Here is a 14111-nt window from a genome sequence, read left to right as displayed (position 1 = left end):
TCTAAGGTCCAAAGTCTAAGGTCCAAAGTCTAAGGTCCAAAGTCTGAAGTTCAAAGTCTAAGGTCTAAGTTCTAAGAGTAAAGGTCGCTGGTGTCGATTCAAAATCTAAAGTCAAATGTTCTTTGCCTTTCAATCTTCGACTTTTGAACCTTTGACTTTTGACTTTCGACTTTCGACTTTCGACTTTCGACTTCAACCTTCCACTTTCGACTTTCAACCTTTGACTCATGTGACTCCTACCCAAGAAGAGCGCTAAATCCGTTGCTGAATTATTCGATAAATACCGCCGAATACCAGTTCTGGGGCTGATCGCGGTCTTTCAGCGTCTCGATGGGCAGGCCCAGCTGGCGGACGGTGCGGAAGACATCGATCCCGACGCTATGAAAAGCGGGGCGGGCCAGTTTGGGGTTGGCGCATTCCCGGCCCTCCAGTCCGGCGCAGTTGGCGCAGAGCGCGCAATCGCTCAGGGAAAAAGCAAAGTAATAGCCGTCGATAAAGGCTTCCCTTTCGATGGCGAAGGACGCTTTTTGGGCGATCTTCTTCACGGTCGAATGCACGATGACGCCCCATTGATACCTCTCGAAGATCTGCTGATATTCCCAGGGCTTGTAGGAACCGGGCCGCGAAGGGCAGGTCGGGCCCTTGCCCCAGTCGGCGCAGCCGAACATGCATTTCAGAATCGTCCGGGGATCAAAGACGATATCGCCGAGCTCGAAGCGGACCGCGTGGTCGGCGCCGAGTTCCAGCGCTAATTTGATATAAGCCTCGTGTTTCATAGACCCTCCTCATTTTGCCGTGGCAATCCTTCTCTCTGCATTCTACTGTAACGCCAGGAAATTGACAAGGCCGGGTCCAACGGATTCCTCGGGTTAATTGTCCGTTAACTTTGGAATAAGCCTTATCCTTGCCATGATGGTTTTACTTTGAAGGATGGGGAAGCCCGTTCGAACTTTTCAGTTCATCCCCTATCTCTTAGGCCCGCAAGTGCAACAAAAAAGCGCCCGCTATCAAGGGCGCTTTTCATGTGGTAGCCAACTCCGTGAGTGAAACCTTCGCTCCGCTTCCGATCACGAAACGTTCCGCGCGATAGCGGCTTCCAGCTCCGTTCCGTTCCGCGAGCGCAGGAGACTCATGCCGCCGTATTCGGCATCGTTCCGTTCCGGAAAATCCTCCCGGAAATGAGGGCCGCGGCTCTCCTTCCGGGCCAGCATCGCTTGGAGAATCGCCGTAGCGGTCAAAAGCGCGTTGGCTGCCGCCAACGCCGTCCGTAAAGCAGGGCCCGGGTATTCCAACGGGTTATAATCCCGGGCCAACCCGGCGAGGGAGTCCAGCCCCGCCCGCAACCGCGTTTCGCTGCGGATGATCCCGGCCGCCGCGTGCATGGTCTCCCGGATGCCGTCCAATACTTGTTCCGGGGCGAGCCGCGCCGGATGGCCGGAGTCGAAATCCCGGAGCCAATCCCGGGACGCCCCGGCGGGCCCGCTGCGCCGGGAACTCCGCCGTGCCAGCTTGGCGGCATGCTCGCCGCTGAGTTTGCCGAAGACCTGGGTCGCCAGAATGGCGTTGCCGCCCATCCGGTTGGCGCCGTGGGGTCCTCCGGCAGTCTCCCCGCAAGCGAACAGATTGGGAATCCCGCTCATCCCCGTCTCGTCGATGCGGATACCGCCGTTGAACCCCTGGCAATGGGGGTAGATCCAGAGCGGCTCCCGGCGCGAGTCCACGCCCCGGGCGGCCAGATAATCCCGCCATAACCGGAACTTGGGCTCCAGGAAGAAATCCGGCCCATACACCACGGCCGCCCCGGGCGCCCCCAACCGCTCGCTCTCCCGGACGATCGCCAGGTCGAAATGACGGGATTCGTCCTCGTAACTGAACGGGCCGTGGCTGGCGCGGCAATTCAAGCAAGCGGCGACGCTGGTCTCCGGCGGGAGATAATCCGTCAAAAACTCCGCCCCGTCGGCATTCCGCAAGGCAGGAAGGCTGCTCAGGGTCGGGTGATGAAAGTTGCTGCCGGGCCGCGGCGCGAGCGTTCCCGGGATAAACTGAATGAACTCCAGGTTGGCCAGGGCGGCGCCGTTCCGTATGGCCATGGCGTAACCCGCGCCCAACTGTTCCCGGTCTCCGAAACCGTAGCGCCATAGCGATTCGGCGCCGCCGGTCGCCAGCACGACCGCGCCGGCGGCGATCTCCACTCCTTGGCCCGCGGCATCGAGTCCCAGCATGCCCGCGCAGACTCCGTCGCGGAGCAGCAGATCGACGCCGCTAAACCCTTCGAGGATGGCAATGGCGCGCTTGAACAACTCCCGCAACAGACAGGCTTGGGCCTGGCTCAGCCGATTCAATTGAAAACCGCGCGGCCGCCCCCCGAAACAGGGCTTCTCATGATTCCGCACCAGCGAGGTGAATTCCAGGCCGTAGCCGAAAAGCTCCCGCAACCGGGCATCGGAATCCCGGGCCAGGACCTCCACCAGCCGCCGGTCGGCCACTCCACCGGCCACGGACAGGATTTCTTCGTAAAACTCGGCGGCGCCGTTCTCGGACTCGCCCGCGCTGAGGATCCCCCAGGGCAAGGAGTCCGGGTAGAAAGTCGACCCTCCGCCCCCTAATCTCCCGGCCGTGACCAAAAGCACCGTCGCGCCGGCATCGTGGGCGGCGATGGCCGCCCGGATGCCGGCCGCGCCGCCGCCCACCACCAATACGTCAGTCTCCATGCGTTGCGTGATCGCTTGCATCCGTTCACCCGCTTTTTTGATGAGCCGTCATCCCAGCGCGGCGATCTCCCGCGCCAGCCACCGGCCGAATTGCTGATGTTCCCCGGCCTCCCAATGAATGCCGTCCCGATCGCTGGTGGTCACCACCGCACCGGCGTCCCGGAAAAAGCAGCCGAGTTCCCCGGCCACTTCCCGGTAACACTCGGCCAACCGGAGCGATTTCTCGAAACCGCCCTGGAAGGTCTCGGCCGCAGCGGTCAACTTCCCCAGCGGCGGCGGCGCGATCAGCAGCACCGCCGGCGCCGCGCCCGCCGGCCCGGCGCTGCTCTGCTGGACCAGCTTAACCAGGACCCCGGCCCCGGCGGCGATGTCCCGGACCGGCAGATGGAAGCGCAGCTTCAAATCGTTGGTCCCCAGCATCAACAGCACCAAATCCAGCGGATGGTGCGTCTCCAGGCACAGCGGCAGATACGCCCGGCCGTTGCGGCACTCCCCCAACGGGTCGTCCCAGACCGTGGTCCGGCCGTTCAGTCCTTCCTCGATCACCAGATACTCCGGACCCAGTTCGGTCTGGAGCACGCCGGTCCAACGCTGCTCGCGGCGGTACCGCCCGCCGTCGGGGGGCCGGTAGCCCCAGGTGTTGGAGTCGCCGTAACAGAGAATGGATCTCATCGCAGTCACCCTCGCTAGCGGATGGAGCTTCCGCTAAAACTCGCCTTTCCGGCCGAATTTCTCCCGGACCCGCGCTCCAAACGCCGCTTCGGCGCGGCTGATCCCGGCCAGGATCTCTTCCAGGGATTGGCCCGCGGCGTTCCGGGCCGCCGGAATGATGGTCTGGCATTCGTTGGCGTCCATGAATAGGGCCGCTTCCAGCAAGCGCGCCTCGTCTTCCTCCGGCACGGCCAGGAAGCCGTGCTTGTCGGCATGGATCAACTGGCCGGGGCGGACTTTGCAGCCGAAGACTTCCACCTCGCAGTTCCAACGGACCGGAACGCTGAAGGCGTGGCCGACGCAGAGCCTGCGGGCCAGCGCCTTGAAACCGGCGTTGGTCATCTCGTCGACGTCGCGGATGGCGCCGTCGATGATGGTACCGACACAGCCGAGGGCCCGGTGGACGTTGCTATTGACCTCGCCCCAAAAAGCCCCCGCCACTTGCGGCTGATCCAGATCCTGGACCACCACGATCTTGGGGCCGGGAACGCCGGCCACATACTGGCGGTATTCTTTCCAGGCATTGGGATTGCGCCGCGGATGCTCGGGGTTGCCGGGCTCGATCACCACCGTGACGGCGTATCCGACCATCGGGCCCATCTGGGGCATGAAATCCCGGGTCTCCTCGGAGTTGAAGCACTCCGCCGCGGCATTCCGGCCGGTGATCTGCTCCCAGCCGTTATAAACGGTCGGCGTATTCCAGCGTTTTAACATTAAGAGATCGGCGTGGCTCAATCGCGAAGCGTTCATCATCTCAGCCCCTTTTTTGAATCGATCGTTTCCTCCCCGGAACGTAAGGAGCGGAGGATTCCCTCCGCCCCTGTTCGGTTCCTGTAAACGGTGGATCCCCGCTTAGGGATGGATTGCTTGTTTGGCCTGGAAATAACGGTGTTCCTCGGTGAGCTTCGCCAAGCGCTGTTTTTGCTCATCGTTCAAGGAGCGGAATGGCTTCCGGCATTCGCCGCTGTCGATGCCCATGAGGTTCAGGACATATTTGATGCCCTGGAAGACCCCGACCTCGATCAGCAGGTCGATCACTTGATTGGCCTCCACCTGCAGCTGTTGGGCCTCTTGGATCCGGCCCGCCGCGTACAGCCGGTTGATGGCGACGAACTTTTCGGCCATAAAGTTGTAGGTGCTGCCGATGGCGCCGTCGGCCCCCATGGCCAGGCCGGCCAGGAAGACTTCATCGTGGCCGTTGAAGATGGTCAACCGGGAATCGATGGTCTTCATCTGTTCCAGCTGGAACAGATCATAGGAGGTATGCTTGATCCCGATGACCCGCGGGTTGGCGGTCAGCTCCTTGACATTGGCGATGCTGAAGTTCACCCCGGAGAAGGCCGGGATATTATAGACGATCATCGGCAATCCGGTCTGCTCGATCAGATCGAAGTAGTAGTCCTTGATCTCTTGGAATGAGAATTTATAATAGAAGGGCGGCACCGACGAGAGCGCGTCCACGCCCACCTTCGCGGCGAATTTCCCCAATTCGGCGGCATGTTCGGTGTGGATGCAGCCGATGTGATAGATGATGGCCGCCTTGCCCCCCGCTTCATCCGCCACGGTCTCCAAGATCGCTTTCCGTTCTTCCTGGCTGAGCATGAAAGCCTCAGCCGTGCTGCCGCCGACGTAAAAACCGTCGACGCCCTTCTCCAGATTCAGGCGGACAATCTCCCGCAGCGCCTGGTGGTTGATCCCGCCCTCCTTGGTAAAGGGAGTGATCAGAGCCGGGTAGATGCCTTGTAGTTTTGCCATGATTTTTGTCCTCGCTTTATTGATGAATGTATTTGCTGGCGGTCAACCTTTCACCGCGCCGGATGTCAATCCTTCGATCAAATAACGTTGCACCACGCCAAAGAGTCCGATGATCGGAATGGTCACAATGACGCTGCTGGCCATGATCCCGCCCCAGTTCTGCTTGCCCATGCTGTCCATCAGCTCGGCGATGCCGACCTGCACCGTCTTGGCCTGGGTCGAAGTGGTCAGGATCAGCGCGTATTGGTAGTCGTTCCACGATAGGATGAACGAGTAGATAATGATCGAGACCAGCCCGGGCGCTGTCAGGGGCAGCACGATCCGGAAGAGCGTCGCCAGTTTGGTGCAGCCGTCCACCGAGGCCGCTTCCTCCAGCTCCTTGGGGACCGTCTCGAAAAAGCCCCGCATCAGCCAGACGCCGATCGGGATCGTCGCCGTGCTGTAGATCAGGATCAGCACCTGATGGGTGTTTAAGATGCCGAGCATCCCGGCCATTTTATACCAGGGCACCATGATCAGCGGCCCCTGAAACATCTGGGACAGCAGGATCGCCACGCTGACCGTCTTGAACCCCGGCGCCCTGTAGCGGGCCAGCGCGTAGCCGCCGGTGGCGGCGAAGAATCCGGTCAACAGCGCCGTCCCGCCCGACGCCAGGATCGAGTTGAAGAGCAAGGGAAGCAGATTGGTGCCGTTCGGCCCCAAGGCCCAGGCATAATTCACCAGCGTGAACCGTTTCGGGATCCAGCTCGGAATCACCTGGAAGATCTCCTGGTCGGTTTTGAGGGTGCTGACTAACAGCCAGAGATAGGGCAGCAGCGTGAAGCCCATGACCACGGCCAAACCGCCGTAAATGATTGTTTTGGATAATATCTTTCTGCTCTGCATCGCGTTACCTCACTCATTTCCCTTGGCGTCGAACAGCCGCAAATAAACCAGCACGATGGCCAGCACAAACAGGGTCGAGATGGCGGCCACCGCCGAACCGGTCCCCAAATTGAAGAACTGGAATGAATTCGTATAGATATAGGTCGGCAGGATGCTGGTGGCATGGCCCGGCCCGCCGGCGGTGAGCACCCAGATCATCTCAAACTTGGTCCAGGAAGTGATGATGCAGACCAGTCCGGTCACGAACATCACCGGAACGAGCATCGGCAGGGTGATGTAGAAGAACCGCTTCCAGGCGTTGCAGCCGTCGATATAGGAAGCCTCGTACATCTCCTCGGGCACGCCCTGGAGTCCGGCGAGCATCATCAGGGTGACATAGGGGAAGCCCTTCCACATCGAGGCGAATAACAACGCCGGCCAGACCGTGCCCTGATCGCCCAGCCAGATCACCTTGGTGTGCAGGTAGAAGTTGAGCAGGCCGTAATCCCCGTCATAGATCCATTTCCAGATGAGACCCATCACCACCATCGGCGTCACCCAGGGCACCATCAACAGGCCGCGCCAGACGGGCCGGAACGGCAGCTTGGCATTGAGCACCAACGCCGCGGGCATCGCCACGATGAACTGGAGCACCGTCGAACCCAACACCCAGAACAGGCTGTTGCCGAAGATCGGCCAAAAATTGGGATCCTGGGTCATCAGTTTGAGATAGTTTTGCAAGCCGATATACCCGCCGCTGCCCGGACGGAGAAAGTTCAAATCGGTGAAACTGAGCCGGAACGACTCAAACAGCGGATACACTTGAAATAGCACCAGATATAGCACTGTCGGCAGGATTAGCAGATAGCCGAAGCCATAGCGCTTCCAGAATGACGCCGCGGGCCTCAGGGTCAGGTCAGTCATGTTTTGCCACCTCAATCGAAAAACTTTGCTATCGCATTTTGATAAAGCGGAAACGGCTTGGTTCGCGAAAAGTGCGGTGAACCCAAACCCGTCAACGCTTTCGCAAAATGCTGTATTTGGTTGCGAAGGGCTGATTGCTCAGCCCTTCGCATCGTTCGTCGCTTTATTTCAGTTCGTCCTTCACGCGTTGAATGCCTTTGCGAATCTCGTCATAGGCCGCGGCCGGGGTCAGTTCGCCGTTGGTCAACCGGACCAACGCGCCCTGCACCACCAGCTCCATCTGGGGCTGGCCGTAAATCCGCGGTTGGGGCACGCCGTACTTCTTGGCGATCTCCGAGAAATCTTTCAACACCGTCAGGTGCCCTTGGTAGGATTGGGGATAGGTCTGTTTGGCCACCTCGTTCAGGACCTTCTTGTCAGCCTTGGTGCTGGCCGGCAGGTTGATGGCGCCGCCCAGTCTGGCCGCCAATTGCTTGCTGTTGAGGACCTCCATGACCTTCCAGGCCGCTTCTTTCTGTTTCGAACCTTTGATCATCGCGAAGCCGGCGTTGGCGACCATCGCCCGGGGCTTGCTGGCCGACGGTCCGTGCGGGAAGACGAAGGCCCGGGTCTTGCCGATGATCTCGGTGCTGTGGGAGATGGCGTTGGCCGTGAAATAGGTGCCGGTGTGCATCATTCCGACGCTGCCCGCGCCCCAGGCTTTGTAGAGTTCCGGATACAGCCAGGTGATCTGGCTCTTCGGCATATAGGGCGACAGATCGCCGACCAGTTTCAAAACCTCGATATACTTGGCCTTGGAAGCGTCGCTGATATCGTCGGGGGTCACATCATTGCTCAGGCAGAGCATCATGAAATCGCGGAAGCTGAAACGGCCGGTGCCGCCATTGGCCATGGCATAACCGTATTTGCCGTTTTTGGACATCGCCTTGACGGCGGCCTTCACCGCGTCCCAGCTCTTCAGATCGCTCATCTTGTAACCGGCGCTCTTCAAGAGATCGGTGTTGATAATGTGGGCGTACACGATGCCGAGCAAGGGAATGGAATACAGCTTGCCGTTGACTTTGGAATATTCCAGATACGCCGGAGAATAGTCGGAGATCTTGATCGAGCTCTTCTTCAGGTACTCGTCCAGCGGTTCGAGGGCGTTCATCGCCACCGGGTTGATCACGTCCTGGACGTTCATCATATCGGGGTAGTCGCCCGAAGCCACCATCACGGCCAGCTTCTTCTCGATGTCCGACCAGTTGAGGAAGATGTATTCGATCTTGATATTCGGGTATTTTTGGGACACGGCCTTCTTGAGGCTTTCGGCCCAGGCTTTTTCAACTTCGGAGGTTCCGGGATACAAGATTCTGAGGTTGGCCGAGATCTGGTTGCCGGATTGCTTGGCCAGACCGGTCACGCTCCATAACAAGCAAACCGCTAAAACCAATGACAGGAACAGACTGATTCTTCTTCGCATCTTCAATTTCCTCCCTTTTCGAAATATTATTATCGTCGGATCCTTCCGACGTAATAACCGGATTGGGGACAGCCCGGGACTTGTCTCTATTTCGCCCGGCCTGATAGCGGATGTTTCATCATTCCCGGATACGTTGTCAAAATGGCAAGTCCGGGAAGGATGATAGCCGCCCTTACAGATTGAGCAAACCGCTGTACAGGTGGTCGCGCATGGCCCGTTCCGCCACGTCGGCGTCGGAGACCTGCAACTTCTTCACCAGCTCGGTGTGACGGTTGATGATATGGTCGTACTGGTTGTTGAAACTGAGCGAGGAGAGCTTGTTGGCGGCGAAAAAGAGGCTCAGCCGCATGACCTTGTTGAACTCCCGCACCAGGACCTTGCAGTCGGCCAGCTCGACCAGGGAACGGTGGAACAGAATCTCTTTCTCCCAGTTGTCCCAGGAGTTGACGGCGGAACTGTCGACCGCCGCCGCCAATTCCAGCAGGCGGGCTTCGTTTTGGATGATCGGCTCGCCGCAATAGAGCCGGGCCGCCTGGCCCTCCAGCGCCTGGCGCAGGATCACCTGGCCGCGCAGGTCTTCCTCGGTAATGACCCGGATCCGGGTGCCCTTGCGGGGGATCGTCTCCAGCAGCCCTTCCGCCTCCAGCTGCAACATGGCCTCCAGCGCCGGGGCCACGCTGACCTCCAGCTCCGCCGCGACCTCCCGCCGGTTGATCATGTCGCCCGGCGCCCATTCGTTGCGCAAAATGCGTTCCAGCAGGGTATCATAAACTCGTTGCGAAAGCGAGCGTTTCAAGATATTTTTCCCCTTTGAGTAGCGGTTGTTCCATGAATCACCTTTATGATATATCACGTGATATATCACTGTCAAGCAGAATTTTCCCCCAACGGCGATCTTTGCCGCTCCTGGTTCTTGGAACCGTTACTGGAATATAAAGTGCAGCTATAATGGTATTTTCACCGTACCGGCCGCGTCCCCCACCGGGCCTCTTCCGGGACAAAACCGCTTCCCGCACCGGCTCGTCTTGGCCCTGTGACATTCCAGGCAACGCCTTTCAGAGTCCCGCGAAACCGCCCGGTTTTGCAACGAACCGCTTTGGCAACGCGCCAAACTTCCCCGGCGGCCGAGGGAACGCCTTGGGCCACCCGGGCAACTGCCTGAATGGCTCCCGCACTTCCTTCAGTCGCTCATGTATCTCCTTGAACGACTCAAGCACTTCCTGCGGTCGCTCAAGCAACTCCTTGAACGACTCAAGCACTTCCTTCAGTCGCTCAAGCAACTCCTTGAACGACTCAAGCATTTCCTTCAGTCGCTCAAGCAACTCCTTGAACGACTCAAGCACTTCCTTCGGTCGCTCAAGCAACTCCTTGAACGACTCAAGCACCTCCTTCAGTCGCTCAAGCAACTCCCAACCGCCGCGACCCGGCTGGCGATGCCAAAATTTTTTCCGCAGCGGCAGGAGTTTGCGAACCGACAGCAAATAATTCATTCGATGAATTCATTGAATGAATTAAAACAGACCATCACGGACAGGAGCCTTGAAAACACGATGACTCATAAGGAAACGCCGTTTTTTTCCGGCCAGAACCAGGACGCTATCCAGCTGCGCAACCGTTCGCTGGCGCTGCAGCTGCTGAAGCTGAACGGGACGATGTCCCGCAAGGAGCTGGCGGCGCGCACCGGCCTGAATGCCTCGACCGTCACCTATATCATCAAGGATCTGCTGGAAATGGGGCTGGTGGTCGAGACCGGCTGCTACGCCCGGCACGGGGCCATCGGCCTGGCGCTGGATCCCGACGGCCGGTATGTGATCGGCCTGCAGCTGGCCAGGGACCACCTCAGCGGCGGCCTCTTCAATCTGGAGACGCGGCTGCTGGCCTCGGAGCGAGTCCCCCTATCGCCGGCCCTGCCAGTGGCGGAGGTGCTGCGGCGGCTGGAGGAACTCGCCGCCCGGCTGCTCGAACAGAGCCCGGAGCGGCGGAAAGTGGCGGCCCTGGGCGTGGCCGCCCCGGGACCGCTGAATCTGGACGACGGCCGGGTGGCCTTCATCAGCAACTTCACGGGCTGGCGCGATATTCCCATCGCCGCGGCGCTCCGCGAGCGGTTCGGCCTGCCGGTCGTCGTCGAACACGACGCCCACGCCGCGGCTTCGGCCGAGCAATGGCTGGGCAGCGGCAGGACGGTCCGCAACCTGCTCTACATCGCCGCCGGAAAAGGCGTGGGCGCCGGGATCATCATCGACGGCCGGATCTATCACGGCGCCCACGGCATGGCCGGCGAGATCGGCCACACCATGATCGATCCGGACGGCCCGCGCTGCGAATGCGGCAATTTCGGCTGCCTCGAAGGATACTGCTCCAGCACCGCGCTGCTGCGGCAGGCCGAGGCGCGGCTGGCGGCGGCCGGCGGTGATTCCCTGCTGGCCGCGGCGCGGCCGCTGAGCTTTCCGGACCTGGTTCGCGCGGCGCGGGCCGCCGATCCGCTGGCGCTGGAATTGGTGCGCGAGGCCGCCCGTTATCTGGGGGCGGCGGTGGTCAACCTGATCAATACCCTCGAGCCGGAGCTGGTCATCCTCGGCGATGAGCTGCTGGAGCTGGGTCCGGTCTGGTTCGAGACCGTCCGCGCCACGGCCCGGGAACGGCTGCTGCCGGAGATCGCCCGCCAGGTGCGGATCGAACCCGCCAGCCTGGCGGGAGACCCCTTCCTGATCGGAACCGGGGCCATCGCCATTGAGTATCTGCTGCGGCACCCGGGATGAACTCCCGGCCCGGCGCAGCCTCTTCCCGGGGCGGCCCCGGCCGAGGATTGGCACCGGGGCACCGCCGCAAGGCCGTTCCCGCTCCCAATGCGCATCCGGCCGCGCCGGTCCCCCGGACCACATAACGCTGTCAACAGTCCAAACGAAACATAAGGGAGGTTCTCCAATGCAAAACTCCATCCCATCCCGTCTCGCCGCCACGCTGGAATCCCAGCGCGGCGTGCTCTTCGCCGAACCGGCCCTGGTGGGCCGGGAAAACTATTCCGGCCGGGACATTTTGGCTCCCAACAGCCAATTCATCCCGGAGTTCCAGGACGAGCGGGGCTATCTCACGGTGGAACGCTGGATCATGTCTCTGTCCGCGGCAGTGAACCGCCTTCCCAGGGCGCACGAAGGAATCTCGCGGCTGCGGCTGACGGACGGGGAGCCGGTGCTGCTGACCGAGGCGGCCGCCGCCTGCGGCGAGCGGCTCTTCGGCGGCTGCCTGGACCGCTGGCCCCTGGTGAAGCTGCTCGACATCGGCGGCGCGCCGGTGGTCCCGTCCTACGGCGGGGCGCCCGAAGCGCCGCCCATCACCTTCCATGTCCATTCCGGCGAGATCGTGAACGGCCGGGCCCAAGGCCCGGGCAAACTGGAGGCCTACTTCTTCCCGCCGCTGGACCTGCCCCCCTACAACCAGGATCCGGGCCGGGTCATCTCCCGCCTGGGAGTCCGGCCCCGGGTCACCCGGGAAGACGTCCTGGCCGCCCTCGGCGAATTCGGGAACAGCGACGCCATGTACGCGCTGGGGCAGCCTTACGAAGTGCGCCCCTATGACGGCTGGATCATTCATCCCGGCTGCCTGCACGCGCCCGGTCCCTGGCCCACCATCGAGGTCCAGGTGCCCCAGGACGATTACAACCTGGCCGCCTGGCGTTTCGGCGAACGGGTGGCCGATCCCGCGGCCCGGCGGGAACTGTGGCGGGCGATGGGCCTGCGCGGGCTGGCCGACGAACGCGATTTCCTGGCCCAGGTGGTCGATTGGGAATTATCCGCCGATCCCGAGTTTGAAAAGAAATACCGCCAGGCCGCCCGGACCCTCGAGAGCGGGAGCTGGGGGCGGCGGCTGCAGATCTTCTTTGAGATGTTCTACGGCGAAGCGCTGGAGATCGAGCCGGGAGCCGAATACCGCTGCCCCGCCTCCCCGGAGCCCTGGACCGGCCTGGTCTGGAGCGGCGCGGGCAGCCTGAACGGGATGCCGGTCGGCGCCGACTACCGCCGCTCCAATAACGAATTTCTGGTCACCCCCGGCCATGAGGCGCTCTTCCACAATTCCGCCGCCGGGGAGCGGCTCGTCGTCTATCGCATCTTCCCGTACCGCATCGGTTGAAAAAGGAGTTGAAGCATTCATGGAATATCTGCTCGGAATCGACCTCGGCACTTCCAGCGTCCGGGCGGCGCTGGTCGGCGCCGACGGCCGGGTCGCCGGAATCGCCGGCCGGGAGTATCCGATCCAGACCCCCCATCCGGATTGGGCGGAGCAGGACCCCGAAACCTGGTGGCAAGCCAGCGTCGCGGCCATCCGCCGGGTCGTAGCGCAGACCGGGCTTCCGGCGGCCGCGATCCGGGCCGTCGGCCTCTCCGGTCAAATGCACGGCTTGGTGCTCCTGGACCAGGAAGGCCGGCCGCTCCGGCCCGCCATCATCTGGCCGGACAAACGGAGTCAGGCCCAGTGCCGGGAGATCGCCGCCCGGATGGATCCTGGCCAATTGTACGGAATCACCGGCATGCCCACCGCCACCGGCCTTTTCGGCGTATCGCTGCTCTGGGTGAAAGAGCATGAGCCCCAGCTTTATCAGCGGATTCATACCGCCTTTCTGCCGAAGGACTTCATCCGCTACCGCCTGACCCGGGAGATCGCCACCGATGTGACCGACGGCTCCGGGACGCTGCTCTTTGATGTCACCCGGCGCCACTGGTCGGGCCCCATCGTGGACGCCCTGGAGCTGAAGACCGGCTACCTCCCCGCCCCCTTGGAATCCGTCAGCCTGGCCGGACGGCTCACGGCGGAGGCGGCCGCGGCCACGGGCCTGGCGGCCGGAACGCCGGTGAGCGCCGGCGGCGGCGATCAACTGATGGGCGCCATCGGCGCCGGCATCACCGCGGCGGGCGTCGTCGCCTCGACCATCGGCACGGGCGGCCAGGTCTTCACCGCCGCCGGCCAACCGCTGTTCGATCCCGGCCGCCGCATCCATACCCTCTGCCACGCGCTGCCGGACCGCTGGTTTCTGATGGGCGCCATCCTCGCGGCCGGCCTCTCCCTGCGCTGGTTCAAGGAGAACTTCTGCCAGCCGGAAGACCGGGACGGAGCGGGCGCAGGGACCGGCTCCTACGAGTTGCTCTCGCAAGCCGCCGCCACCGTGGAGCCCGGAGCGCAGGGCTTGCTCTTCCTGCCCTACCTCTGCGGCGAACGGACTCCGCATATGGACCCCAACGCCAAGGGCTGTTTCATCGGCCTGAGCCTGGCCCACCGCCAGGCCCATCTGGTGCGGGCGGTGATGGAAGGAGTGGCCTTCGCGATGAAAGATTCCTTGGCGGTCTTTGCCGAGCTCGGCATCCCCGTCCGGACCATCATCGCTTCCGGCGGGGCGGCCCGCAGCGAAGTATGGAGCCAGATCCAGGCCGACATTTATGAGACGCCGGTGACGATCCTGTCCAACCGGGAACATTCGGTCTACGGCGCGGCGCTGCTGGCGGGAGTCACCGGCGGGATCTTCGGCGCCGCCGACCTGCAACGTTTGGACCGCCCCGTGGAACGGCGAATCGCTCCCGATCCGGATCACGCCGCGATCTACCGCAAACATTACACCATTTACCGCTCGCTGTATCCGAGCCTGAAAGCTGCTTTCGAACAGCTGGCGTGAGGAAGCTTTGACGAACCTTGCA

The 14111-nt window shown here is 61.9% G+C and carries 13 protein-coding genes; 3 read left to right on the top strand and 10 right to left on the bottom strand.

Features of this window, described 5'->3' with window-relative positions; genetic code table 11:
• Positions 1 to 269 precede the first annotated feature (269 nt).
• The 10 genes from EDC14_RS04910 to EDC14_RS26620 all read right to left on the bottom strand — a co-directional run bounded on the left by EDC14_RS04910 (position 270) and on the right by EDC14_RS26620 (position 9917).
• Positions 270 to 776, bottom strand: a complete 507-nt coding sequence (locus EDC14_RS04910) for a DUF2284 domain-containing protein (RefSeq protein ID WP_132013150.1) — start codon at positions 774 to 776, stop codon at positions 270 to 272.
• Between the two features lie 291 nt (positions 777 to 1067).
• The gene (locus EDC14_RS04905) at positions 1068 to 2732 is read right to left on the bottom strand and encodes an FAD-binding protein (protein ID WP_132013149.1); all 1665 of its coding nucleotides are present in this window, start codon (positions 2730 to 2732) and stop codon (positions 1068 to 1070) included.
• A gap of 27 nt (positions 2733 to 2759) precedes the next feature.
• Positions 2760 to 3383 carry an SGNH/GDSL hydrolase family protein gene (locus EDC14_RS04900; RefSeq protein WP_132013148.1) on the bottom strand — a complete coding sequence of 208 codons (624 nt, stop codon included), beginning with the start codon at positions 3381 to 3383 and terminating at the stop codon, positions 2760 to 2762.
• Between the two features lie 33 nt (positions 3384 to 3416).
• Positions 3417 to 4172, bottom strand: a complete 756-nt coding sequence (locus tag EDC14_RS04895) for an RraA family protein (RefSeq protein ID WP_132013146.1) — start codon at positions 4170 to 4172, stop codon at positions 3417 to 3419.
• Between the two features lie 102 nt (positions 4173 to 4274).
• A complete protein-coding gene (locus tag EDC14_RS04890; RefSeq protein ID WP_132013144.1) occupies positions 4275 to 5177 on the bottom strand; it encodes an N-acetylneuraminate lyase in 903 nt (300 codons plus the stop codon).
• 42 nt (positions 5178 to 5219) lie between these two features.
• Entirely contained in the window at positions 5220 to 6062 is an 843-nt protein-coding gene (locus EDC14_RS04885; protein ID WP_132013142.1) for a carbohydrate ABC transporter permease, read from the bottom strand.
• A gap of 9 nt (positions 6063 to 6071) precedes the next feature.
• Positions 6072 to 6965 carry a carbohydrate ABC transporter permease gene (locus tag EDC14_RS04880; RefSeq protein ID WP_132013140.1) on the bottom strand — a complete coding sequence of 298 codons (894 nt, stop codon included), beginning with the start codon at positions 6963 to 6965 and terminating at the stop codon, positions 6072 to 6074.
• A gap of 163 nt (positions 6966 to 7128) precedes the next feature.
• Positions 7129 to 8427 (bottom strand): ABC transporter substrate-binding protein, encoded by a 1299-nt coding sequence (locus EDC14_RS04875; protein ID WP_132013139.1) that lies wholly within the window; start codon positions 8425 to 8427, stop codon positions 7129 to 7131.
• A 172-nt stretch (positions 8428 to 8599) separates the two neighbouring features.
• The gene (locus EDC14_RS04870; protein ID WP_132013137.1) at positions 8600 to 9223 is read right to left on the bottom strand and encodes a GntR family transcriptional regulator; all 624 of its coding nucleotides are present in this window, start codon (positions 9221 to 9223) and stop codon (positions 8600 to 8602) included.
• A 259-nt stretch (positions 9224 to 9482) separates the two neighbouring features.
• Entirely contained in the window at positions 9483 to 9917 is a 435-nt protein-coding gene (locus EDC14_RS26620; protein ID WP_165907799.1) for an MLKL N-termimal domain-containing protein, read from the bottom strand.
• 60 nt (positions 9918 to 9977) lie between these two features.
• On the opposite strand from EDC14_RS26620, the gene EDC14_RS04865 reads away from it, so the two are divergent.
• The 3 genes from EDC14_RS04865 (at position 9978) to xylB (ending at position 14089) form a co-directional block, all read left to right on the top strand.
• Positions 9978 to 11186, top strand: a complete 1209-nt coding sequence (locus EDC14_RS04865) for an ROK family transcriptional regulator (protein ID WP_165907798.1) — start codon at positions 9978 to 9980, stop codon at positions 11184 to 11186.
• A 166-nt stretch (positions 11187 to 11352) separates the two neighbouring features.
• Positions 11353 to 12555, top strand: a complete 1203-nt coding sequence (locus tag EDC14_RS04860) for a hypothetical protein (protein WP_132013134.1) — start codon at positions 11353 to 11355, stop codon at positions 12553 to 12555.
• 19 nt (positions 12556 to 12574) lie between these two features.
• Entirely contained in the window at positions 12575 to 14089 is a 1515-nt protein-coding gene (gene xylB, locus EDC14_RS04855; RefSeq protein WP_132013132.1) for a xylulokinase, read from the top strand.
• Positions 14090 to 14111: the final 22 nt, after the last annotated feature.

The organism is Hydrogenispora ethanolica (assembly GCF_004340685.1).
Classification (GTDB): Bacteria; Bacillota; UBA4882; order UBA8346; family UBA8346; genus Hydrogenispora; species Hydrogenispora ethanolica.
The sequence above is the reverse complement of the archived record's forward strand: the minus strand, read 5'-3'. Positions and strand labels throughout refer to the sequence as shown.